Source organism: Campylobacter sp. MIT 99-7217, assembly GCF_006864365.1.
Classification (GTDB): Bacteria; Campylobacterota; Campylobacteria; order Campylobacterales; family Campylobacteraceae; genus Campylobacter_D.
Genome location: NZ_QHLJ01000012.1, coordinates 16,773 through 39,854, shown reverse-complemented (window position 1 = coordinate 39,854; position 23,082 = coordinate 16,773). Strand labels below are relative to the sequence as shown.

29 protein-coding genes, 5 tRNA genes and 1 pseudogene are annotated in these 23,082 nt (G+C 33.6%); 15 read left to right on the top strand and 20 right to left on the bottom strand.

Translation table 11 applies throughout. The annotated features are described in order from the left end of the window. Window positions 1-1,680: methyl-accepting chemotaxis protein (locus DMB92_RS08635; RefSeq protein ID WP_142682657.1), on the bottom strand; the 1,680-nt coding region annotated here is incomplete at its 3' end. Between the two features lie 169 nt (window positions 1,681-1,849). Here DMB92_RS08635 and DMB92_RS08630 point away from each other — a divergent pair. Continuing rightward, window positions 1,850-2,596, top strand: coding sequence for a metal ABC transporter ATP-binding protein (locus tag DMB92_RS08630; protein ID WP_142682656.1), 747 nt, complete (start codon window positions 1,850-1,852; stop codon window positions 2,594-2,596). Between the two features lie 8 nt (window positions 2,597-2,604). Continuing rightward, a complete protein-coding gene (locus tag DMB92_RS08625) occupies window positions 2,605-3,426 on the top strand; it encodes a metal ABC transporter permease (protein WP_142682655.1) in 822 nt (273 codons plus the stop codon). 4 nt (window positions 3,427-3,430) lie between these two features. Here DMB92_RS08625 and DMB92_RS08620 read toward each other — a convergent pair whose 3' ends face one another. The 3 genes from DMB92_RS08620 to DMB92_RS08610 are packed head-to-tail and all read right to left on the bottom strand — an operon-like array spanning window position 3,431 to window position 5,122. Beyond that, on the bottom strand, window positions 3,431-4,261 hold the full coding sequence (locus tag DMB92_RS08620) for a DNA ligase (protein ID WP_142682654.1): 831 nt from the start codon (window positions 4,259-4,261) through the stop codon (window positions 3,431-3,433). Window positions 4,262-4,264: 3 nt separating this feature from the next. Beyond that, window positions 4,265-4,519, bottom strand: a complete 255-nt coding sequence (locus DMB92_RS08615; protein ID WP_260604791.1) for a ribbon-helix-helix protein, CopG family — start codon at window positions 4,517-4,519, stop codon at window positions 4,265-4,267. A 9-nt stretch (window positions 4,520-4,528) separates the two neighbouring features. Next, entirely contained in the window at window positions 4,529-5,122 is a 594-nt protein-coding gene (locus DMB92_RS08610; protein ID WP_142682652.1) for a bacteriohemerythrin, read from the bottom strand. A gap of 136 nt (window positions 5,123-5,258) precedes the next feature. On the opposite strand from DMB92_RS08610, the gene DMB92_RS08605 reads away from it, so the two are divergent. Continuing rightward, window positions 5,259-5,930, top strand: a complete 672-nt coding sequence (locus tag DMB92_RS08605) for a response regulator transcription factor (protein ID WP_142682651.1) — start codon at window positions 5,259-5,261, stop codon at window positions 5,928-5,930. Further along, complete coding sequence (locus DMB92_RS08600) at window positions 5,917-7,137, top strand: sensor histidine kinase (RefSeq protein ID WP_142682650.1); 1,221 nt, start codon at window positions 5,917-5,919, stop codon at window positions 7,135-7,137. Before DMB92_RS08605 ends, DMB92_RS08600 begins: the two co-directional genes overlap by 14 nt. Here DMB92_RS08600 and DMB92_RS08595 read toward each other — a convergent pair whose 3' ends face one another. The 15 genes and pseudogenes from DMB92_RS08595 to DMB92_RS08525 all read right to left on the bottom strand — a co-directional run bounded on the left by DMB92_RS08595 (window position 7,138) and on the right by DMB92_RS08525 (window position 16,128). Beyond that, complete coding sequence (locus tag DMB92_RS08595) at window positions 7,138-7,347, bottom strand: hypothetical protein (protein WP_142682649.1); 210 nt, start codon at window positions 7,345-7,347, stop codon at window positions 7,138-7,140. A 6-nt stretch (window positions 7,348-7,353) separates the two neighbouring features. Continuing rightward, the gene (locus DMB92_RS08590) at window positions 7,354-8,040 is read right to left on the bottom strand and encodes a polyphenol oxidase family protein (RefSeq protein ID WP_142682648.1); all 687 of its coding nucleotides are present in this window, start codon (window positions 8,038-8,040) and stop codon (window positions 7,354-7,356) included. After that, window positions 8,004-8,621, bottom strand: a complete 618-nt coding sequence (gene ribE / locus DMB92_RS08585) for a riboflavin synthase (RefSeq protein WP_142682647.1) — start codon at window positions 8,619-8,621, stop codon at window positions 8,004-8,006. The genes DMB92_RS08590 and ribE overlap by 37 nt, the downstream gene beginning before the upstream one ends. A 20-nt stretch (window positions 8,622-8,641) precedes the next feature. Next, window positions 8,642-10,276 (bottom strand): multidrug ABC transporter permease/ATP-binding protein, encoded by a 1,635-nt coding sequence (locus tag DMB92_RS08580; protein WP_142682646.1) that lies wholly within the window; start codon window positions 10,274-10,276, stop codon window positions 8,642-8,644. Window positions 10,277-10,593: 317 nt separating this feature from the next. Continuing rightward, window positions 10,594-10,678: transfer RNA gene (locus DMB92_RS08575), tRNA-Leu, on the bottom strand. A gap of 5 nt (window positions 10,679-10,683) precedes the next feature. Continuing rightward, window positions 10,684-10,760: transfer RNA gene (locus DMB92_RS08570), tRNA-Arg, on the bottom strand. 8 nt (window positions 10,761-10,768) lie between these two features. Continuing rightward, window positions 10,769-10,845, bottom strand: a tRNA-Arg gene (locus DMB92_RS08565). 3 nt (window positions 10,846-10,848) lie between these two features. Continuing rightward, window positions 10,849-10,925 (bottom strand) — tRNA-His (locus tag DMB92_RS08560). A gap of 17 nt (window positions 10,926-10,942) precedes the next feature. Beyond that, window positions 10,943-11,020: transfer RNA gene (locus DMB92_RS08555), tRNA-Pro, on the bottom strand. A gap of 46 nt (window positions 11,021-11,066) precedes the next feature. After that, on the bottom strand, window positions 11,067-11,729 hold the full coding sequence (aat, locus tag DMB92_RS08550) for a leucyl/phenylalanyl-tRNA--protein transferase (protein WP_142682645.1): 663 nt from the start codon (window positions 11,727-11,729) through the stop codon (window positions 11,067-11,069). After that, window positions 11,704-13,836: an AAA family ATPase gene (locus tag DMB92_RS08545; RefSeq protein WP_142682644.1), complete on the bottom strand. Its 2,133-nt coding sequence runs from the start codon at window positions 13,834-13,836 to the stop codon at window positions 11,704-11,706. Before DMB92_RS08545 ends, aat begins: the two co-directional genes overlap by 26 nt. Then, complete coding sequence (locus DMB92_RS08540) at window positions 13,833-14,123, bottom strand: ATP-dependent Clp protease adaptor ClpS (RefSeq protein WP_142682643.1); 291 nt, start codon at window positions 14,121-14,123, stop codon at window positions 13,833-13,835. Before DMB92_RS08540 ends, DMB92_RS08545 begins: the two co-directional genes overlap by 4 nt. A gap of 1 nt (window position 14,124) precedes the next feature. Further along, entirely contained in the window at window positions 14,125-14,730 is a 606-nt protein-coding gene (locus DMB92_RS08535) for a TlpA disulfide reductase family protein (protein ID WP_142682642.1), read from the bottom strand. Between the two features lie 101 nt (window positions 14,731-14,831). Further along, window positions 14,832-15,101: pseudogene (locus tag DMB92_RS08530) on the bottom strand (DUF5131 family protein); the annotation flags it as partial. Between the two features lie 211 nt (window positions 15,102-15,312). After that, window positions 15,313-16,128: an XRE family transcriptional regulator gene (locus tag DMB92_RS08525; RefSeq protein ID WP_142682640.1), complete on the bottom strand. Its 816-nt coding sequence runs from the start codon at window positions 16,126-16,128 to the stop codon at window positions 15,313-15,315. A gap of 273 nt (window positions 16,129-16,401) precedes the next feature. Here DMB92_RS08525 and DMB92_RS08520 point away from each other — a divergent pair, with 273 nt between their 5' ends. From DMB92_RS08520 to DMB92_RS08480, 9 genes are all read left to right on the top strand, one after another. Next, window positions 16,402-16,602, top strand: coding sequence for a hypothetical protein (locus DMB92_RS08520; RefSeq protein WP_142682639.1), 201 nt, complete (start codon window positions 16,402-16,404; stop codon window positions 16,600-16,602). Next, window positions 16,602-18,962 carry a Mu transposase C-terminal domain-containing protein gene (locus DMB92_RS08515; protein ID WP_142682638.1) on the top strand — a complete coding sequence of 787 codons (2,361 nt, stop codon included), beginning with the start codon at window positions 16,602-16,604 and terminating at the stop codon, window positions 18,960-18,962. The genes DMB92_RS08520 and DMB92_RS08515 overlap by 1 nt, the downstream gene beginning before the upstream one ends. Window positions 18,963-19,051: 89 nt before the next feature. Next, window positions 19,052-19,909, top strand: a complete 858-nt coding sequence (locus DMB92_RS08510; protein WP_142682637.1) for an AAA family ATPase — start codon at window positions 19,052-19,054, stop codon at window positions 19,907-19,909. Beyond that, window positions 19,906-20,100, top strand: coding sequence for a sigma-70 family RNA polymerase sigma factor (locus DMB92_RS08505; RefSeq protein ID WP_142682636.1), 195 nt, complete (start codon window positions 19,906-19,908; stop codon window positions 20,098-20,100). Before DMB92_RS08510 ends, DMB92_RS08505 begins: the two co-directional genes overlap by 4 nt. Beyond that, on the top strand, window positions 20,094-20,261 hold the full coding sequence (locus tag DMB92_RS09200; protein ID WP_185900186.1) for a hypothetical protein: 168 nt from the start codon (window positions 20,094-20,096) through the stop codon (window positions 20,259-20,261). The genes DMB92_RS08505 and DMB92_RS09200 overlap by 7 nt, the downstream gene beginning before the upstream one ends. After that, window positions 20,252-20,590, top strand: coding sequence for a DUF4406 domain-containing protein (locus DMB92_RS08500; protein WP_142682635.1), 339 nt, complete (start codon window positions 20,252-20,254; stop codon window positions 20,588-20,590). Before DMB92_RS09200 ends, DMB92_RS08500 begins: the two co-directional genes overlap by 10 nt. A 144-nt stretch (window positions 20,591-20,734) precedes the next feature. Then, on the top strand, window positions 20,735-21,220 hold the full coding sequence (locus tag DMB92_RS08490; RefSeq protein WP_142682633.1) for a host-nuclease inhibitor Gam family protein: 486 nt from the start codon (window positions 20,735-20,737) through the stop codon (window positions 21,218-21,220). Window positions 21,221-21,222: 2 nt separating this feature from the next. Then, on the top strand, window positions 21,223-21,456 hold the full coding sequence (locus DMB92_RS08485) for a hypothetical protein (RefSeq protein WP_142682632.1): 234 nt from the start codon (window positions 21,223-21,225) through the stop codon (window positions 21,454-21,456). A 74-nt stretch (window positions 21,457-21,530) separates the two neighbouring features. Further along, complete coding sequence (locus DMB92_RS08480) at window positions 21,531-21,968, top strand: hypothetical protein (protein ID WP_142682631.1); 438 nt, start codon at window positions 21,531-21,533, stop codon at window positions 21,966-21,968. Between the two features lie 17 nt (window positions 21,969-21,985). On the opposite strand, the gene DMB92_RS09445 is transcribed toward DMB92_RS08480, so the two are convergent. Next, entirely contained in the window at window positions 21,986-22,111 is a 126-nt protein-coding gene (locus DMB92_RS09445) for a hypothetical protein (RefSeq protein WP_260604789.1), read from the bottom strand. Window positions 22,112-22,192: 81 nt separating this feature from the next. Between DMB92_RS09445 and DMB92_RS08475 the strand changes: the two genes are divergently transcribed. Both DMB92_RS08475 and DMB92_RS08470 read left to right on the top strand, forming a co-directional pair. Then, window positions 22,193-22,384, top strand: a complete 192-nt coding sequence (locus DMB92_RS08475; protein ID WP_142682630.1) for a hypothetical protein — start codon at window positions 22,193-22,195, stop codon at window positions 22,382-22,384. Continuing rightward, complete coding sequence (locus DMB92_RS08470; RefSeq protein WP_142682629.1) at window positions 22,371-22,850, top strand: phage virion morphogenesis protein; 480 nt, start codon at window positions 22,371-22,373, stop codon at window positions 22,848-22,850. The genes DMB92_RS08475 and DMB92_RS08470 overlap by 14 nt, the downstream gene beginning before the upstream one ends. The last annotated feature ends 232 nt before the right edge of the window (window positions 22,851-23,082 follow it).

The following is a 23,082-nucleotide window of genomic DNA, read 5'->3' as shown; positions in this document are numbered from 1 at the left end:
AATAACATCACTTGTTTTTTGAGAAACATTTTGCATACTTGAAGTAATTTCCTCAAGTGCTGCCGCAGTTTCTTCAAGTGAAGCAGCTTGTGAATTTGAACTTTGAGTTAGAGCATTTACAGCTTCTTGAAGTTTTCCTGATTCATCAGAAAGGGCATTTGCAAAGTCTGAACTTTGTTTAAGCATTTTGATGATTTCTCTACCAAGAGTGTTTGTTGTTACTTCAACAGCACCTGTTGCATTTTCAATCTCTCTTCTAAAATCTAGACTTTTATACTCTTCAAAAATATCATGAATAACATTTGTATTTGAACCCACCTTTTTTTGTAAGGTATTTAAAAGACTATTAAGCACATTTTTAAGTTCAACAAGCTGAGGATTTTTAGGGTTTTCAACAATCCTTGCTGTAAGATCTCCGCCTTCAACTTTTTGAGCTGTTTCAACTGATTGTTTTACTGCTACTGTATCTTGAGCTAAGCCAAGTTGGGTTTTTTGAATGTTATCATTGATAGCCACAGCCATATTTCCCAGCTCATCATAGGATTTTATCTTGATTGGTTTTGGAGCTTCTTTTGTTTCGTAATTAAGATACCTAAAGAAAGAGAAAAGTAAATGTGAGATATTATCAATCCTTTTGATGACATTAGTATTAATATACACAAAAACAACGATAGCAATCACGATCAGTGAAAGACTGATACTAATGATAAAGGTATTTCTCAAGGCAAAAACAGGTTCAAAAATAGACTTTTCAGGGGCTATAACCATAACAGCCCATCTTCCCATAGTTCCAATCTCAAAATTTGATACTGAAGCATAGCTTAGATCCCCTTGTATATTTCTATACGAATACACCCCATCTTCGCCAGCCTTCAAAGCATTGTCTAAGGTTGCAACAGTAGGGTCTGTATTGATATCTTTAAAACCTTTTCCTAAAACATCTTCTCTTGGATGCACAGCAATCAAGCCTGTATGATCAGTAAGCACTCTATAATCACTTTCAAAAACTGATAATCTATCAGAAAGCAAATCTTGTGCTATCAACTCCAAATCCACTATAAAACCTATAACACCGACAACCGATCCTCTTGCATCAGTAAGTGGATAGTTTAAAGTTGTAGCCATAGCTGCATCTTCTCCAGAAACACTAATTGGTCTTGGAGCACCAATAGATGGCTTTCCTGTTTGAAGAGCATTTTTTAAACCCTGAAAATCAGCCACCTTGGGATCAGCTTGTAAAAGCTTAACTCCACCTGTTCCAGCCATATCCTGATCTTCTACTAAAGCCAAAAAATCTCCATTTGGTAGTCTATATTTTGGATCAACTATGTTAGCTCCGGTAAATGCAGGATCATTTAAATACACATAAATATGTCTTGCCCATTTTACTATATCAATGATATTTCCAATTTGATCTTGCATATCCCTTTGGGTATCATTGCCCTTATCATGTAAATCTTGGATAGATAAAACACCAAGCTGTAAAGCTGCATCAAGCTCATCAAATTTTCCTTGAATTAAATTTGCAGCCCTTTTAGAAACATTACTCACAAGCTTTGAGCTTTCTGATTCTTGAATTTTAGTCGAGCTATTGATGATAATAACGCCCATAGTGATCATACAAATGGCAACCATACCAAAAACAGCTAAACTTGTTTTTGCTCCTAGTTTTAATCTCATAATAAAACCCCTCGATGAAATTTAATAAGCAAAGATTATATCATAAATAAAATTAAATTTACAAAATTTACGCAAAAATAATACTAAGTTAAAAATACTTTGATACAATTTATCCTTTTTTACGAGAGTTTATCAAATTTTTTATCAACACTCTTTCAAGAGGTGAAAAATGAAGCTTTTTGAGCTTAAAAATTTAAGTTTTGCTTATGATAAAGAGCCTGTGCTTGAAAATATAAATTTAAGCTATGATGATCAAGACTTTTTAGCTATCATGGGTCCAAATGGAGGCGGAAAAACAACGCTTATAAAGCTTATTTTAGGACTGATTAGCTCAAAAAATGATATAAAAAAATATATCGATACACAATTGATTTCTTATGTTCCTCAAACCACGCAGGCTAATGAAAATTTTCCTATACGAGTTTTAGAGCTTGTATTAATGGGGCTTGTAAATCAAAAATTTTTTCATTTTTATGATAAAAAAGACAAGATCAAAGCCTTAGAAACCCTTGATAAGGTAGGCATTAAAGATCTTTGGGATAAAAAACTTAATGATTTAAGCGGAGGACAAAGACAAAGAGTTTTTATAGCAAGAGCATTGATGAGCAAATGCAAGCTTCTCATTCTTGATGAACCTACTGCAAGCGTTGATGCAAAAACCAGCGTTCAAATTTTTGAACTTTTAAATACCCTTCATGAAGAAAGTATCGGTATAATCACTATTTGTCATGATATAAACATTGTTCTTGCTTATGCAAATAAAATAGCCTATCTTAATAAAGAATTATTCTTGCATGATAATACCGCTCAAAATACTAAATTTATCAAGCATTTATATGAAAATCATCAACATTTTTGTGGGGTTGAAATGAGTCTAAAAACTTGCTTTTGCATCCAAGATGAAGCTAAATACTGAGTGTGCGTATGTTTGAACTTTTATCCTTTTCCTTTTTTCAACACGCCTTGCTTGCAGCCTTGCTTGTAAGCCTTGCTTGTGGAATCATAGGCTCTCTTATCATGATCAACCGCCTTTTTTCTCTAGCTGGAGGCATAACGCATGCTGCTTTTGGTGGTATTGGCATAGCGGTTTATTTTGCCCTGCCTATCTTATTAAGCACAAGTATTTTTACTTTGATTTTAGCCTTTTTTATTGCTTTTTTAAGCGAGAAATTTCCTCACCGAAGTGATAGTGTTATCGCTGTTATTTGGGCTTTTGGAATGGCTTTTGGACTTATACTCATTGATCTAAGCCCTGGATATCAAGGTGATTTGATGGCGTATTTATTTGGAAGCATTTTAGCTGTTTCAAGTGAAGATTTATACTTGATGATAGGCATTGATCTTGCTTTTATCGCTCTTGTATTTTGTTTTTATACTCAGTTTGAAGCTTTGAGTTTTGATGCTGAATTTGCTAAGGTTAGAGGAGTTAGGACGCGTTTAGTGCATTATTTACTTATTGCTATGATTTGTTTTTGTATAGTCATTAGCATACGCGTTGTTGGACTTATCTTAGTTATAGCTTTGTTGAGCATACCTTGTTTTATAGCAGAAGCCTTTAGCAAAAAACTTGGCGAAATGATGATATATTCTTGCGTTTTAAGTGGTTTATTTTGTTTTTTGGGGCTTTTTATTAGCTCTATTTTTAATCTTAGCAGTGGTGCTTGCATTATCTTAGTGGCTTGTTTTGGATTTTTTATCTTCATAAGCATGAAAAATATCGCAAAAATTTTTAAAAAACAAGCTTAAGGCTCTATTTTTCCTCTCTTATTCTTAAAAATACAGGAAATTTAGGCAAGCCCTTTTTTGTATATCCGCTAAATTTATAAGTGATGATCGTGCCAAGTGGTGGAGGATTGAAACGAAACTCATCTTTAAAACCGCTACCTATCTTAAAACGAACCTTACTTTGCAAATCCTCGCAAAGCACAGAACCAACAGCCTTTTCATACTTGCCTTTACCTTGCATAAAAGCAATGATCATGCATTCTTTATCCTGTTTTTCTTTCATCTTGAAAGCATTTTGACTTCTTTTTCTTTCATAGTTTTGCTTTTCAAGTCTTATAACAAGTCCTTCTCCACCTTGTTTTATCACACTTTGAAAATACTCTTGTAGGTGATTTTCATCTTTGATTTGAAGTTGAGGAATGATTTTAATATATCTATTTTTGTGTGTTTGCAGATGAAGCTCAAGTTCTTTTAGTCTTAAATTTAAACTCTCATGAGTAGAGCTTGGAACATCAAAGACATTATAAGTAACTTCTTGCCAAAGCTCATTGTTGATATCATTTTTGTTAATAAGTGCTGAAAGCTCGTTAAAAGAAGTTCTTGAGATAAAAAGCTCTCCATCAAGTGCAAAGGGCGGAAAATCCTTGATAAAAAAATCAGGAGTGTTGATCTTATAACCCTTTCTTGTCCTAAGTTCCTTGCCGTCCCAAATTCCCCTCACGCCATCAAGCTTTTCACTCATCACAAAGGCACTGAGATTTTTATCCTTGAAAAATTTAGGATCGTATTCACTTAAAAGAAGTATATCCTGAGCAAAAGCACAAATAGCAAGGAAAAAAATAAGCCCAAATTTCAAAAACTATCTCTTAAGTTTTTTAACAACCTTATCGATTTTTTTGCTTGCGGATTTTAAATCCCCACTTTTAAGCTCTTCTAAGGCTTCAATAGCAAAGGAAAAATCCTCATTTTCATGCTCCGCTAGATAAAGCTCTAAGGCTTCAACAAGAATGCTGGATTTTGATTTTTTCGTATTTATACTCAGCTCATCTAAACGCTTTTTAAGCTTCGAATCAAGTCTAAAATAACAGGCAACTGTCTTCATCGTTTTCATTATCAAGCTCCTTTATACGACTTTTGAAAATTTAATTGGACTTTGGCAGGTTTTGCAATTAAAAGTAGCACCCTTTTGAATTTTTTTATGGATAGCCAAAGGCACATCATGAACCTTTCCCTCACACTTACAAGAATAAAGATAAATCTCAGAATGGCTCTCATGGGCACTCTCCTCTTCTTCAAAATGAACTTCTTTACCATCTCCTGTAGATAAAGACTCTCTTCTCCACTGCGACACTTTCATATCTTCAAATAAAATATGCTCTAAAAGCCATTTTTTAGCTATGGCGTAAAGTTTTTCTTTTAAATCATTTGTGGTTTTTATATCCTTAATCAGATCAATCATAGTTTGAATGATCTCTTTATGAATTCTTTTGTGATCTTCAAGCTCTGGATAACCTATCATTTTCATATATTGCTCTTCATCATGAAAATGCTCTTTCATATAGTTAAAAAACTCTGCAAGTAAGTCCTTAACCTCGCCCTTGCTCACAGGTCTATCCCAAATTTTTTCAACCTCAGCAGCTAGCTCAAATAATCTCTTATGCTGTTCATCAACCCTTGCATTATATACGCTATAGTTATTATCCCATTTAGGAAGCACTTTAATCCCTCTTCTTAGTAAATTTACTCATCTATCACGCATTATATCACAAAAAATAAATTATAAACCAAAATTTAACAAAAATAAATATTTTTTAGATAAAATTAACAATCAAAACAAAATCACGGAACACATCATGGCAGCAAAAATTCTCTTACTTGAAGATGATCTCAATTTAAGCGAAATCGTCGAAGAATACCTAAGCGATGAAGGCTTTGAGGTAAGTTTAGTAGGCGATGCACAAGAAGCTTTAGATATGGCTTATGAAAAGCATTTTGATATTTGGATCTTAGATGTAAAAGTGCCTTTAGGAGATGGATTTTCTCTGCTTAAAGAACTAAGACAAACAGGAAAAACAACACCGGCTATATTTCTTACTTCTTTAAACACGGCTGATGATCTTAAAGAAGGCTTTGAATCAGGTTGTGATGATTATATCAAAAAGCCTTTTGAGCTTATAGAACTTAAAATGCGTATAGAATCCTTACTCAAACGCTCTTTTTCACACAAAAATGAAGACTATGAAGACTTAGGAGATGGCTTAAAATTTGTCTTAAATTCTCAAATGCTCTATAAAGATGATAAACCTATCAATCTTCCAAGTAAGGAAATCAAGCTTTTAAATCTGCTTTTAAAACATAAAAATAATTTTTTAAGCACAGAAAAAATCCTTGAAGAAATTTATGATTATGATGAAGAACCTAGCGAGTTAAGCCTTAGAGCCTATGTAAAAAATTTAAGAAAAATCATAGGCAAAGAAAAAATCATCAACCAAAGAGGCAGAGGATACTGCTATGAATGTAGCTAAAAAGGTTATCAAGCAAATTTTATTGATTTATCTTACTACTACGGGTATTTTTTTAGCGATATTTTTTGCCTTATGGTATGAAAAACTTTATAAAGAGCTTATCACAAATAATTCAGCCGAATTAAGAGATAAACACAGAACCATAGTTTTAAGTGTGATTAATTCTAAATTTATCCCCCTAGAACAGACCTGCAAAGGTATAGCCAATGTCTCAGAACTTAAATTTGCCATACTTGATGATAAAAAAATTTTTTGTAGTGATTTGAGCATAAAGGGCGAAATTCAAACTATAAATTTTCAAAAACATTTAAAAATTTATCAAAATAAAATTTTATTTTCTGCCCCAATGAACTCATCAAATTTTTATCTTCAAAATGATAATGGAAAAATCGATATGCAAGAAGATGAATTGCAAGAAAATACGCTAAGAACGATCATAGAGGGAAAAGATATTTCTAAAGAGCTTTTAGCGATAAGATTTAAGGTTTTATCTTGTGCCTTGCTTGCTTTTTTGGGCATTGCTTTGATTTCGTATTTTTTAGTTAAAATCGCCCTTAAACCCCTAGAAGATAAGATCAAAACTCTAAATAGCTTCATTAAAGACTTTACTCATGAGATAAACACACCTTTAAGCGTGATTTTACTGAGTATAGAAAGGATAGAACAACAAAATAAAGATATAGATGAAGTGAAATTTAAAAGAATGAAAATCGCGGCTAAAACCTTGTCTCAAGTATATTCTGATCTCATTTTTTATACCTTTCCTGAAAAGGTTGAAAATGAAGAGGCAAATATCAACATGAAAGCTTTAATCACTGAAAGACTAGAGTATTTTAAACTCTTTTTTGAGCAGAAGAAAATTTCACTTGATTATGAGCTTGATGAAACAAGTTCTTTGTTTGCAAATGTAGCTAAAATCAAAAAAATGCTTGATAATCTCATTTCAAATGCTATCAAATACAATAAAAAAGGCGGAAATATCTTCATAAGCCTTAAAGATAACTGCCTTAAGATCAAGGATAGTGGCTTTGGTATAGAAGAAAAAAACCTAAAACATATCTTTGATCGTTATGCTCGCTTTAACAACGATCAAGGAGGCTTTGGCATAGGACTTTCTTTAGTGCAAACCATTTGCAAAGAATATCATATCAAAATTTCTTGCACCTCAACACTTAATGTTGGAAGTGAATTTGTGCTTGAGTGGTGATTATTTATTGCTCAAAGAAGCCTTTTGTCTTGCATTGATAAGCTGGTTTAAAAAATCAGCAATTTGTGCTTTTAAGTTCTCATCTAAAGGCTCAAGATCCTTACTTATAAGCTGAGAAATCAAATTTTCATTCAACAAATCAGTATCTGCAAATTCCCTCGCCTTTTGCAAAATTTTTAAAACACGAATATCCTTAATTTGCTGATACATAAATTCTCACTTTAAAACAATCACACTTACAAATCTTTGCATAGTAGCATTTTTTCTATAAGAAAAAAATCTCTCATCATCAAAAGAACAAATTCCACTATCCTTGATATCCGTGATACCAAGCTCATTTGCCTGAGCCTTAAGCAAAGCCTTAAGATCTAAGTGATTATCTTTTAAAAAGGCATTAAAATGCTTTTTAGCATGGTCTAAAACCTCACCTGAAATTTCATAGTTTTTTACGCAAATACTTGGTGCTATAAAAAGCTTAAAATCCTCATTTTTTATATCTTTAAAACGCTTTTTTATACCTAAGACAGCAACTTTGAGTATATTTTCAAAACAACCCTTTCTTCCTGAGTGCAAAGCTGCGATAATGCCTTTTTTATGCCACAAAAGCACAGGCAAACAATCAGCACTCAAAACACAAAGTGCCACGCCCTTTTGCGTGCTTACAAGTCCGTCGCAACTAAGCTTTAAATCCTGATTGATTTCAAAATCATCTATAAATTCTACGATATTTGAATGAATTTGATCCATAAAAATACATTTTTGAATACCGCTCATAAAATCATCAAATAAATTTCCCTCAACAATCTTTCCACGATAAGACATAAAGTCCTGCCCATAAACACAAAAAGCACTTAGCCTTTCATCATCTAGTAAAGATAACTGATATGCTCTACTTCCTGCCATGACAATCCTTTCTTTTGAGCCTTAAACTCAAGTTGCTTTGCTATATAACGGGCAAGTAAATCGCTTTCTAAATTTATCCTACGCCCTACTTTATAGCTTGAAAATAAGGTATCTCTAAAACTAATAGGAATGATAGTAAGCCTTATACTTTCATCAAAAACTTCATTTATCGTAAGAGAAACCCCATCAATGCCTATACTTCCCTTATCTGCCATAAGCTTCATCATCGCTTTAGGAACTTTGATATAAAAATCCACCCCATTTTCATTTTTAACTATTTGTTCAAGAAGTCCAAGTCCGTCTATATGTCCTTGCATCAAATGCCCGTCTATCCTATCTTTATATCTTAAAGCAGGCTCTATATGCACCCTATCTTTTAAATTTTCAAGAGCGATTTTATCCCTACTTTCCTTAGAAAGCTCCACACTAAAACCCTCATGAAAAAGCTCTATCACACTCAAACACGCACCATTTACTGCTATACTATCGCCTAAATTTGGTCTGTGTTTTGCCTTAAGGCTTAGGATATGCCCTTTAAAAGACTGAACCAAAGCGATTTCTCTTATCAAACCATTAAACATTTTTTATCCTAAATTTAAAATCAAAAATGCTCCACGACATTTTTAGCGATCTCTTTGATATTTTCTCCCTTAAGCTCTCTAATAAGTCCATTTTGTGCTAAAAATATCCTATCTGCCATATCAAAATACGCATCATCATGACTGATAGCAAAGATCGTTTTTCCCTTTTGTTTTAAAAGAGGCAAAAGCTTGAGATAAAAAAACTTTCTAAACACAGGATCTTGATCAGCAGCCCACTCATCAAGTATAAGCATATCTCTTTCCTCAAGCAAGGCTATAAGCATAGCTAAACGCTTTTTTTGCCCTGTGGATAGCTTTGTGATCTGCAAAGCGTTATTTTCTATCGTTGTTTTGTTTTCAAGCTCTAAAATTTCAAGCCAATACTTCACCTGATCCTCATGTGCAAAATCCTCATCTTTTAAGGTTTGACTAAAAAGATGAAAATCACTAAAAATAGCCGTTATCAAAGATCTATAAAGACTTAAATTTTCTTTAGTAATCAAAATATCATCAAGATATATAGCCCCTTCTTGAGGTTGGACAAGACCTGATAAAAGCATGGAAAAGGTGGATTTTCCACTTCCATTTTTGCCGATTAAAAAGATAAGTTCTCCTTTGTTTATATCAAGTGTTGTGGGCTTAAGAGAAAATTTATCATTATAAGAAAAAGCTACATCTTTAAAATGAATACTCTTCCAAGAACCCCTAAACACATCAAGTTCAAAATCACTTTGATATGGGGTAAGATCTAAATTTTCTATCTTATCTAAAGCCACCTTTGCCATGAGCAAGGTAGGAAAGGTAGAAATCATCGAAAACAAAGGCGTTCTTAAAAAAAATATCGCCAAGGCTATCGTGGTTGCATCCTCAAAACTCGCCCACTTATAAAAAAGTGAAAAATAAAACTCAAGCCCCACAAGAGCGAGTAAAGAAACATTAGTCCAATTACTCGATAAGCTTTGCATGACATTACTCATGGTGTTGTTGTGTTTTTTTGCTCTTGCATTCACTTCAAAGTCATTTTCATAGTAAAATTTCGCCCTAAATGCGTTTAAGGTAAGTTCTTTTCTGCCATCTATGATATTTTGGTAATCATTTTGCAAGGCATCATCATTATCTCTTGATCTTTTAAAATACTGATAAGTTTTTTTCATGAAGATATGATTGATAGCAAAGATAAAGGCAATCACACAAAAACAAAGCAAAAACACCCTAGGCGAAAGATAACAAAGATAAATGCTTGTGCAAATGATCAAGATATTTGATTGTATAAAATCAGGAAAACGAAGTAGTCCAAAAGAAACCGTGCGAACATCAGCAGTTAAGGAGGCTAAAAGCTTTGCTTTGCCGATTTGATCAATCTTTAAAACAGCTGTATCTAAAATTTGTTTTACAACGCGTCTTTGCATTTTAAAGATAAAATTTTGCCCAAAAACACTCAAAGCAAGCTCTACTAAAACAGAACTTGCAAAGAAAACAACAAGCATAAGACTAAAAGCAAGAACAAGCATAAAACTTTGTTCACTCATCTTAAGTAAGTAGTTGTTGATAAAGGCTAAAACACCTACACCAAGCAAGCTAGTTGCGATACTTGCACATAAAAAAAATATAACCTTAAATTTATTTTGTAACAAAAGTTCTTTAATAAAATTCATCTTTAGTTCGCTTATATCACTATTTTAGATAAAATTATAGCTCAAAAAAATAAATTTTAAATTTTAAGAGCTTTGTATTAAAATGAATTATCAAAAAAATACTATTAAATCTAAAATTTCAAAATAGCCAAGCTAAATAAATAAGGACTCTTTTAATACAAATCTTTAAATTTCTTTTAAAAACTTAAAGATCTTTAAACCTCTTAAATAATTGAGAATTTAAAGGTTGAATTTTCAAGCTCTAAAGACTTAAATTTTGCACTTAAGATCCTTTGCTAAAGCCTAGGGGAGTAATTTAGCTTTTGAAGCGTTTTGAGTGGTGCGGATGAAAGGACTTGAACCTTCACGCATTGCTGCACCAGATCCTAAGTCTGGCGTGTCTGCCAATTTCACCACATCCGCAAAAGTGGTACGCTCAAGAGGATTCGAACCTCTGACCTACGGCTTAGAAGGCCGTTGCTCTATCCAGCTGAGCTATGAGCGCTTGATAAATGGTGCGCTCGGTAGGACTTGAACCCACAACCTACAGATCCGAAGTCTGCCGCTCTATCCAGTTGAGCTACGAACGCTAGTGGGGTGAGTGATGGGAATCGAACCCACGACCCTCAGGACCACAATCTGATGCTCTAACCGACTGAGCTACACTCACCATTTTGTGTTTGTAAATGGTCGGGGTGAAAAGATTCGAACTTTCGGCCCCCTGGTCCCAAACCAGGTGCGCTAACCAGACTGCGCTACACCCCGAGTGTCAAAAGTAAAGCAAAAATTATACAAAAAAATTTTTTAAAAGTCAAGATAAAAACGAAGACTCTAAATCCTTAAATTCCTTAAAACCGCTATCCTGACTTACTTTTTGCTCCAAAAGCTCCAGAAAACTTTTTCTTGATAAAGGCTTTGCTCCCATGAATTCTAAGTGAGGATTATATACTTGACAATCAATAATAAAATCAAACTCGCCTAAAAGCTCGCAAAGTTTGATCATAGCTATCTTTGAGACATTTTTTTTCAAGCTTACCATACTTTCTCCAAAGAAAACTTTGCCGATGATAAGTCCATAAATTCCGCCTACCAAACTTTCATTTTCATAAATTTCAAGGCTATGAGCAAAACCTCTATCAAAAAGCTTGGTAAAAATGCAAATAAAATCCTCATCAAGCCAACTTTTTTCCCTTGTATTCGCACAAAGTCTGATTAACTCGTGAAAGTTTTTATCAAGAGCCACTCTATAATGCTTAAAAAAACGCCTTATGCTCTTTTGTTTGTAAATTTCATTTGGAAAAAGTACCATTCTAGGATCAGGACACCACCAAGAAACAGGATTATTTGTCCAAGGAAAAAGTCCAAAACGATAAGCTTTGAGCAAAAACTCTTCATCATCAAGTTTGCTTGTCAAAAAAACAGGGCTATTTTTTGGAGCATCTTCAAGCTTAGAATAAAAACTCGATAACATCATTTTTGCCTAGTTTTAGCCTTACTAAGCCACCCTTTTTGAGCTTACCAAATAAAATTTCATCACTAAGCTTAGCACCTATTTCATCGGCAATAACCCTTTTTAAAAGTCTTACTCCAAATTCTTTCTTATAAGCCTTTTTGGCTAAGTAAATTTTTGCTTTTTCATCGGCTTGAATGCTAATATTTTTCAAATTTTTAGCGATTTCATCAAGTTCTTTCTGCACGATTTTACTTAAAATTGCATCATCAAGATCGTTAAAATGTAAAATTTTATCGATGCGGTTGATGAACTCAGGAGCAAAAAAATCCTTTATAGCCTTATCGGTTTTACTTTCGCTCTTGCCCAAAAAACCCATTTCATTGACCTCTTTTAAGCCCAAATTTGAGGTCATTACGATAATGGTATTTTTAAAATCAGCCTTAAGACCGCTATTATCAGTTAAGCTCGCATTATCAAAAATTTGCAAAAAAGTATTGCTAAGATCAGGGTGAGCTTTTTCTATCTCATCAAAAAGTATGACGCTGAAAGGATTTTTACGCACAGCATTGCTTAAAAGTCCGCCCTCCTCATAACCAACATAGCCAGCAGGAGCACCAATAAGCTTGCTTATGGCATGCTTTTCAGCATATTCACTCATATCAAAGCGTTCTAAATTTAAATACAAATTTTCAGCCAAAGCCTTGCAAAGCTCTGTTTTTCCAACCCCACTTGAGCCTGTAAAAAGGAAAACACCCCTTGGAGAATGAACATTTTTAAGTCCGGCAAAACTTTGTTTTAAGGTAGAACAAAGATCCTTTATAACCTCATCTTGTCCAAAAATCCTTTTTTTAAGCTTCATCTCAAGCTCTTTTAAAAGCTTGCCCTGATCAAGCTCAAAAACCCTATGTGAATGCGTCATTCTTGCTAGGGTTTGTTCTAGATCTTTTAAATTTGCTGTTTTTTTATGATGATTGCTCAAGGCAAAAGAAGCCCCAAGTTCATCAATCAAATCAATAGCAGAATCAGGCAAAAACTTATCTTGAAAGAATTTCTTTGCAAATTCAACGCTTGCCTCAAGAACTTCATCTTGAAATTTAATATGATGAAATTCCTCATATTTTGGCTTCAAACCCTTTAAAATTTGCAAGCATTCTTCCTTACTTGGCTCATCAACATCAATCTTTGCAAAACGCCTACTTAAAGCCTTATTTTTATCGAAGCTATTTTTGTATTCTAAAAAGGTCGTAGCCCCTATACACTTGAGCAAACCGCTACTTAGGGCGGGTTTTAAGAGATTGCTCATATCAGCATGACTTTCTCCAGCAGCTCCAGCTCCCACTATGGTATGAATTTCATCAATAAACAAAATGGCATTTGGCATTTTACTGAGCTGATCGACTATATCTTTTACCTTTTTTTCAAACTCGCCTCTATATTTTGTGCCTGAAAGCAAAGAAGCCATATCAAGTGAATAAATTTTTGCATCCTCTAAGCTTTTTGGCACTTTTTTTTCATAAATAGCAAGAGCTAAACCATCAACAATAGCCGTTTTTCCAACCCCTGCCTCGCCGACTAAGATAGGATTATTTTTCTTTCTACGGCTTAAAATTTGTATCATTCTTTCAAGTTCAAATGAACGACCGATTAAAGGATCGATTTTGTTATTTTTAGCAAGTTCTATAAGATCAGTAGTAAAGCTTGTAATAGCCTCCAAATCCTCATCTGTTCTTGCTTTTTTGAGTTTTTGCAAATTTAAAGAATGCTTTTCAAGTAAAATTTTAGAATAAGTCCTCTCGTCTTTGCTCAAACTCTCTAAAAAATCAACTATCTTTATATCCTCACCATTTGTGTGAGCGAAAGAATTTAAAATATCATCAAGAACAGCTGAATTTACAGGATCTATACTTTGGGGTAAAATTTGATTTTTTTGTGCGATATGGTTTTTAAGCTCGGTTTCCAAAAGTTCAAATTCCCCATCAGCAAATTCTTCAAAAATCGCTTTAAAATCAGGGCTAAGTTTTAAAAGAGCAAAAAGCAAATGCTCGCAAGTTATAAACTCATGGCGATTGATCATACTAAGATGCTTGGCATTTGCAAGGTATTTTTTTAAATCTTCTTGGTATTTCATTCTTCTTCTATCCTTGTTTTTAATGGAAAATTAGCTATTTTTGCAGCATTTTGCACCTGTCTTTGCTTTGAAAGGGCAATTTCTTCAGTAAAAACTCCACAAACCCCACTACCATGATAGTGAATTTCAAGCATTAAAGCACTTGCCTTTTCAAGATCAAAATGAAAAATATCCATCAAGACCTCAATAACAAATTCCATGGTCGTAACATCGTCATTTAAAAGCAAAAGCTTGAACATTTTAGGTTCGTCAAGCTTTGTTTTTTCAAGAGTTTTTACCTTTGGCATTTTATCTTCCTAAAATTCTGTTTAAATCCTCTTGCATTAAGCTTGTTGGCACTTTACCTAAGTAAAAATGAGCCATCATTCCCTTATTCCAAAAATCACTCAGTTCTTGATAATTTCCATCTTTTAAAACCACCTTAAAAGGAAGTTGCTCCATGTTTGGATACTCTATATCTTTTAGAGCTTGAGCGATAATGCGTGCATTTTCTTCTTCATTGCTTAAAAAATAATACGCCCCAAAATCATCAGCAAATTGCTTGACAACCTCATCACTCACATCTTCAAAATGTGTTAAGCCTATGATGAAAAAATCCTTTGCATTATTTTGCCAAAGCTTTGTCAAATGGCTCGCTTCTTCCTTACAAGGAGCGCAAAAAGTGCCAAAAAAATCTATCATTAAAATTTTATTTTCCTCGCCCTCGATCACAAAACCCTTTTCCGTGCGAACAAGGGTTTTTTCTCCACCATTGACACTTGAAAGCGTGATTTTATCGCCTATATGATACTCATCAAATAAAAAATCATTTTGAATGACCTCCTCATTACTGCAAGCTACCAACACAAAACTTACAATACATGAAAAACTAAAAAATAAAGCCTTTTTTATCATTTTCTTACTCCTCTAAAGGCTTAATTTTATCAAAATAAAATCAATTTAAAGCAAATTAAGTATAAATTTATCATGAAGCTTATTTTAAAATAAATTTAAAATTACAAAATATCAAGTCCAGCTTTTTTTGCCTGCTCTCTTTGAAAGGGCTTTTTGATATGAAAGATCTTACCATCTTTTTCAAAAACAGCACCTGTTTGATGAAAATGAAATTTTACCCCAGCTTCTATACACTGCCTTTGCAGATCAAGCACCCAAGAAAATCTACAAATCCTAGCCCTAGCCCCACTTTCCCCACCAACACTAACAAGTTCTATCTTAGGGCGTCCATCTTTTTGAAAAACATGCAAAAAGGGCTTTAAATTTAAAGCCTCTAAAAGTGGCTATAAAATTATGTAAAAAATCAAAGTGAAATAAAATTTATTTAAAGCTTTATTTTATAGTGCTTTGTTGGGATTTTTTTAGAAATCAAAGTGGGCTTTAAGTTTTGACATTTTTTTACATTTTACTTTACACTTTTTTACAAAGTTTTTACATTCTTTTTACATCGGCTTTACAAAGCTTTTTAAACATCTTTAAAAGCTACAAAGTAGTTTTTTTAAAATACCCTACAACGCGTCCTAGTATTTCAAAATTTTCTCCATCTAAATCAATAGGCTCATACGCTTTGTTATCACTAAAAAGCTTTAGTTTAGGGCGTTTTTGAAGGCGTTTTACGAAAAGTTCATCTTCTATGCGTGTTACACAAATTTCACCTTCTTTTACTTCGCCTTGTTGTATCAAAAGATAGCAATTTTCAGGAAGCGTTGGTATCATAGAATCACCATGTCCTACAATCACACAAAGTTTTATAAAAGAATATAAGCCAAAGCATTCACGCAAAAAGCTTTTAGAAAGTCCTAAAGCTTGAGTGCTTTCTTCGTCATTATAATCACCACTTCCAGCACTTGCTCTTACATTTTCAAAAAAAGGAATGCTTATCATATCATTGTTTAAGCTTTCTTCTTTAAGCTTGGAGGGACTAGGAGACAAATTTTTACCTAAATTTGCAGAATAGGAGACATTAGGAGACATTTTAGAACATGCACTAGGAGACAAGTTGGAGACATCTTTAAGCTTTATTTGACTAACGGACAAATTTTCAGGACTAACGAACGACTTGCGAACTTTTTCACTTGATGACTTACGAACTACTTGCGAACTTTTTTCTTCAAAAAAATACTTACTATCTATATTTAAAATTTTAGCAATCCTAGTTAGCAAGATAACACCTACATCACTTTTTCCATATTCATAATTTTGTAAGGTTCTAGTAGTAATATTAAGTTGTTTTGCTAAATAATCTTGTGTCCAACCTTTATCTTCTCGTGCTATGCGAATTTTTTTTCCTATTTCCATAAAATTTCCTTGACAATATGAAATAATTTTCGTATAATTCTATAACTTTTAAAAGAATTGTATCATAAAAAGATTTTTTTTAAAAGTGGTTTGGGTGGGTGGGAAGAATATCACTTTTAAGGGCTTTGAAATGAAAATTTTGAAGTTTAAAAAGGTGGTTGTAAAGCTTAGAGCTTGGAAAATCTGTTTTATTTTCAAGCTCAAGCTATAAATCACTTTTCCGCTTACATCTTGTAGGCGGTTAAGTGTGATTATACCACAAGAAAGGTAAAAATGAGAAAAAATCATACTTCGCTTACTAAGCAAATGAGCCAAAAAGGCTTTAAACTTCGCACTTGGGCTAGATCTAAGGGACTGAGTGAGGCGGATTATAATTTGCTTTTAAATATGTCTTTTGGTCAAACTAAAGGAGTAAGAGGCAGGGCTAAGGAGCTTAAAGAGCTACTTGAAAAAGAAGGCTTTGAGGTGGCTTAATGTGGGTAAATGCTAATATATTTTGCGATAGTTATTCCATTGGATTAAGAAATTTGCAAAAGAAAGCAAAAAAAGCTATTGAAAATAGTGAAAAAATTTTATATGTTAATACGAAAATATTTTCATATAAATACACCTCAGGTAAGGGTCATGCCGGTAAAACCCTGCAAATCTGGTCTAAACCTTTAAGCAAGGAAGAAGCAAAGCTAGTAGAGCAAGGCTTTAGCATAGAAGATATAAGCTGTGAGTTTTTAGACAAAGCACAAAGTGCCAAAGAGTTTGATTTAAGCAAGGCAAATATACAAGCTTTAATCAACACTAAGACACAAAATGAACTTTTAAACAAGGCAAATACACAAAAAGAGCCTTTAAGCAAGGCATTAAATGATAATCTTTTGCTTAAAAACTCTAAGATAAAAAACAAGATGGGCGAATGTGAGCTTGGCTCTAGTAAGAAAGCTAGCAATTTGAGCTCTCAAAACTCAGAAACTAGTAAAGATGAGCTAAGTAAAAATACTACAAAAGTAAGCTTAAAAGAGCTAGTAAAGCAAAATTTACTAAGCAATAAAGCAAATAGCATACTAGATGAGAGCTTAAACACAGAAGATGATTTACTTATAAATAATACAAATAACTTAAGCGACTTTGCCAAAGCAAATGCTAAAAAGCAAAATTTAGCCTTGGAAAAAGCAAGGGTAATTAAACAATGGCAAAAAGCCAAAGGCAAGCTAAGCACGAGTGAGTTTATAAGCTATATCAATGCCAAAAAACTATACAGCTTTAAGCTCACGCAAAACAAGCTTTTTATGTGGCAAAAAGCCTATTTGAAAGATGGACTTAATTCCCTCATAGATAAAAGAGAAAACAAAAGAATAGATGAGCTTGAAAAACTTGGGATAAAAGAGCTTTTCATAAATACCTTGCTAGCTCAAAAAGGAAGGCTTAATGCTTCAAATATCCACCGCATTATAAATTATGAAATGGCAAGTGAGGGAAAACTATCCTTAAAAGATTTTTTAGGCAAAAAAGATGAGTTTATAAGCTATGAGTGCGTTTTAAGGGCTATGAAAAAATACCTCAAAGAAAACAAGCTTATTAAAAATATCATTTTACATGGAGAAGACGGAGCCATAAGCCGCCATTTACCAGCTCTTGGTGTCAGTAATTGGAGGGTTAATACTATTAATGAGATAGTAGAAATTGATGCTAGCCCTCTTGATGCCATTTGCAAGGTGGATTTTATCAATGAAAAATACGGCTTAAAAGGTGATGAATGCTCTTGGCATAAAAGATACACAATCATTTCTTTAATTGATACTTATAGTGGGGTTGCTAGCTTTTATCTGGGTTTTGCAGAGGATAGCTTAAGCATAGCAAGAGCTATCGCTAAATACATCAGCACTTATGGCCTGCCTAAATGCATACATTCAGACAATGGCAAAGCCTTTTTAAGTAAAAATACTAAGGCTCTTTTAGAAAGGCTTAATATAAAATATAAAGCAATGCCAGCATATAGTGGCTGGGCTAAGCCTTATGTGGAAAGTAAATTTAAAGACTTGCAAAACTCACTCACTGCTAATTTAGTGGGTTATATAGGGGCTAATATTAAAGAGAGGCAAGCCATTGAGTTTTTTTATTCTAAAAGAGAAAGAAGGCTTAAAAAGGGCTACAAGACAAATCAAAGAAGGCTTAAGACCCTTGATTATATGAGAGAGTGCATAGATGATTATGCCTTATATTTTATGAATAACAAATGGCTTGATAGGCTTGGTGCTACACCAAAGCAAAGCTATGAAGCAAAGATAGAAGATGCCCAAGCTATGGATGAGCTTAGTTTAAGTATGTATTTAGGTGGAGAGCTAAGACTTAGAAAGGTTTTAAGTAAGGGGCTTAGCCTAAATGGAAGCTTCTTTTATAATCCAAAACTATACACGCACGAAGAAGTCTTTGTGTGTGAAAATCTTAATAATCAAAACGAAATTTTTTGCTTTGACAAGCAAAAAGAGCTTCTTTGCGTGGCAAATAACCTAGACTTAGAACAAGGAGTAAGCATTGAGGAGGCAAAAGAGGCTAGAAAGCTTGTAAATAGAGCCTTAAAAGCAAATAAAAACAAGATCGATGAGCAAAGAGAGCTTTTAGAAAAAAATATGAAAAAATACCTAGAGCTTGGTAAAAAAGAACTTCAAAAAACAAAACCTCCAAAAACAAGGGTCAGCAATAATGCTAAAGATGAGCTTGAGTTTTCAGCTAGGCTAGTAAGCAATGGGGATTTTAAGCATTTGGCTAGCAAAGTTAGCTCAAATACGCAGGAAAAAAGGTTCATAAAATGGGAAAACGCAGCCAAAAAGGCAGGGTATTAAGGTTTTTAAAAGCTTTTAAAGTCTATTTAAACACACTTTAAAAGTTTTTAAAAGCCTTTTTAAAAGGCTTAAATTACAAAGGATTGAATATGCAAGAATTAAGTAAAGAGCTTGAAAGCTTTTTAGAGCTTAGTGGTATGAAGCCCTCAGCATTAGCTAGGGCGATTGGGGCGAGTGCTTCTTTGATCTCGCAGATTAAATCAGGTACTTATAAGGGCGATGTGGCTTTGTGGAGCAAAAAGATAAGAGATTTTATCGCAAATCATAAAGATAGGCAAACAAGTGAGCCTAAAGAAGAAAAGATCTTTAAAAGCTCTGATTTTTCTATGGCTAGCTTTGTGATGAGCGAGGCGGTCAATGAAAAAGAGATAGCTTTGATCTTTGGCGAGGCTGGCACTGGAAAAACCACCATTATAAATGAGTTTATCAAAAATAAGCCTCAAGCGATCTTAATCGAAGCAACTTGTCATACAAGCGTGGGCGTAATGCTTGATGAGCTTTTAAACGCTCTTAAGATAGAAGCAAGCAGCAATAACGCTTCTAAGCTTAAGGCTATTGCTAGGTTTTTAAAGGCAAATGAAAAGATTTTAATAGTCGATGAGGCTGAGTATTTGCCATTAAAGGCTTTGGAGGATTTAAGGCGTATTGCTGATTTTGCTAGAGTGCCTTTGATCTTGGTGGGAACTGAGATTTTATACAAAAATTTAATGGGTAAAAACAAGGAGCTAAGACAGCTTTACTCAAGGATTTGTGGAAAGTGGATGATGAGAGGGCTTAGCAAGGATGAAAGCGATGAGTTTTTTGGTAAGGGCTATTTTAAATTTAGTAATGGCAATTTTAGAAGCTCAGCAAAGCTTTTGAAAAAGGCTTTAAGACTTGCAGAACTTGAAGAATGCGAGCTTAATGATGAGTTATTAGCTAGTGCTAGTGAGATGGTTATTTTGTGAGTTTTGAAGATATCGCCAAAGAGCTTGGCATTTCAAGGGCACTTGTTTATAGAACTTACTGCGAGGCTATTAAAAAGCTAAAAAGTCCTAAAAACAAAGACAAATGGCAAGCTATCTTTGAGACGATTGATTTGATACAAAATGAAAAAGCAAAAAGAAAAAATTCGATACAAGGAGGAAGAAGATGTTAAGAATGATTAGAGGTGAGAGGGCTGATTATAGTCCTTCTTTGTTTGAGGTTAAGGGACTAAGTATTTATTATAAACAAAATGGTGCATTTGTAGATGTCGTAAAAGGAGCTTATCCTGAGTATATAGTAAGGAAAATTTTAAGGAGAAAAAGATGGCATTAGTTTATATAGCAAGTCCATACAAAGCTTTAGCTGTAAGGGAAAGTCAAAGAAAAGCACTGGCAATAAGCATAGCCCAGCAAGAATGCTTAAAGATCATGCGTGAGTATGAAAGCTTTACGCCTATTTCGCCTATTTTGCAATTTAGCTTTTTAGATGAAAACAAGCACAGAGAACAGGCTTTAAAAATGGGAAAAGAGCTTTTAAAGACATGTGATTATATCTATCTTAGCACGCATAAAGATGCAAAGCATTCAAAGGGCATGCAAGATGAATTAGCATTAGCTAAAGAGCTTGGCATTAAGGAGCTTGTTTTGGAGTTGCCACTTTGAGTGTGCAAAAGCCTTGTTGTCTTGATCCACCCAAGGCACGCTTAAGGATAGTTAAGAAAAAAAGTAAGCACGCTGTGCTTTTAAGATATGGGGTGGTTTTTTGGGATTATCAGATTAAAAAATTCAATTTAAAAGGTGATTTAAATGCAAATAAACAATTTAGAAGATGTAAATTTAGCACTTAAAAAAGTGGCTGAACTTAGCGTTGCCATTGAAAAGATCAATGGCGAGGTAACCTTAGCTTGCAATGAACTTAAAGAAGCAAGGGCTGGAGAAATAAAGGTTTTAAGCGATGAGCTTAGGTATTTAGAGCAATGCATTACAACTTTTTGCGAAAACAACAAGCATGAATTTGCTGAAAAAAGAAGCAAGGAATTTACCTTTGGAAAAGTTGCTTACCGCTTAAGCAAAAGCGTATCCTTGCCAAGAGTGAAAGAAAAGCTTGAAGCTCTTATCAAAGCACTTAAAAGTTATGGGCTTAATGAGTGCATAACTTACAAAGAAGAGCTTAACAAAGAAGCCATTGTGGAGCTTGAGGATAGCACCTTAGTGAAACTTGGGCTTAAAAGGGTTGTAAAAGATAATTTTAGAATAGAGCCAAAGATAGAAAATCTTGAGTTAAAGGATTGAGGATGAAAAAAGAAGAGTTTTTATCAAAGTTTAACAGCTTAGATGCAGAAGAACAAACCGAGATTTTAAACGAGATTTTGGAAGATGAAAATACTCGCTTTATGTTTGAAAACTTTCAAACTTTGTTCTTAGAGATGAAAGAAGATTTAGCCAAGAATTTGGCTAAGCTACTTTTTGAGGAGCTAAAAAAGGAAGAAGATTTTAAAAGGATTAAGGGTGAAAGATCTTCCATATAGCAGTTTAGAACAAGCATAATTAATGCTTAACAAGCCCACTAAGGTGGGTTTGCTTAAGTTTTAAAGGAGGTTTAATGAATGCCAAACAAGCCAGATTAAGAAAACAGCTTTTAGCTAAAATTCACATGCACAAAGGCTATAAAGAACATATTCAAACTAATAGTTGGCAAGATTTTTTAAGTCTTACTTTTAAGACCACAAGCTCTAAGGATTTAAGCATTGATGAGCTTAAAATTTGTCTTGATATCTTAGACGGAAAATTAGAGAATTTTTTATATCTTGAGCCTGATATCAAAGGAAGAGCCTTACTTTATCAAAAAGATAGCACATTAAAGCAAAGAGCTTATCTTTTAGCTCTTTTAGAACTTGCTGATATAAAATACTTAAATTTTCTCTTGCTTTGCAAAAAGACATTGAAAAAAGTTGTTTTATCCTTAGATGAACTTAGCAAAAAAGACTATAACACGATGATTTATGTGCTTGAAAAGATAGTAGCTGTGAAAAAAAATTAAATTTTTAGCTATAATTTCTATGCTAAGAGCCTAAATAAGCAAAGCTCATTTAGGCTAGCTTTGCTAAAGGCTACGCCCGTCCAGCCTATGGCTATCACTTTAAACGAAGTAAATTCGTTTAAAGTAGCCTCACTGAAGGCCAAGCCCGTCCTAACCAAACTGGAGGAAAAAACTAGGTTAGACTAAGGCTTTGTTTCCCCAGCTTTTAATACAAGGAAATTATAGTGTTTTGCCCAAGATGTGCGAATGAAAAGACTGCTGTTTTAAAGACCGTTAAAAGCGACACAAATGAAAGATTTAGAAGATGTGTTAAGTGCGGTTATACTTTTACTTCCATTGAGCTTGTTAAGGTTGATAAATATCTTGAAGTTTATATAAAAGAAACTCAAAAAGGACTTTTTGATGAAGCACTTTGAATTAAAGGGTCTTGAAAATCTTCTAAAAAAGTGCGAAAATTTAGAAAAAGAACAAAAGCAAATCATCTTAAAAGAGATCATTGCTGAAACGCTTTATAAAGAAAGTAAAGAAAATTTAGAAAAAGAACAAGACAGCTTTGGTAAAAAATGGCCTGCTTTAAAACAAAGCACTATAAACTCAAGAAAAGCTCAAAAGATCATGCATACTAAAAAGCTCTTTGCAACAGGTTCTATGCAAAGCTCGCTTACAAATGGAGTAGAAAATGATAGAGCTTATGTCGCACTTAATGCTACTTATAAGGGCTTTGCTTATGCTAGTGTGCATCAATTTGGAAGTAAAAAAGTAGTAGCAAGGGCTTTTTTACCTATAGATGAAAAACTAAGTATCAATCAAAGAGTGGCAAAAGATATTGAGGAGCAAACAAAGGATATGCTCTACACTTTGTTTAAGCAGACTTTAAAATAATATTTTTTATAATCTCAGTTAAGTAGCTATTATGATTTAAGGCAACCCAGATGTGGCGCGGGCTCTACTTCCTTAAACTCTTAGCCACTAGCTACTTGTTTCCTATAAACAACTTTGCCTTGATTTATAGAATTTTAAGATAATATTTTTTATAATTACTTCACGAAGTAAATGTCAAGTATATGCAAAATGATAGATAGGGCGCGTCGTCTTTAGCATGTTACTGAGCCCT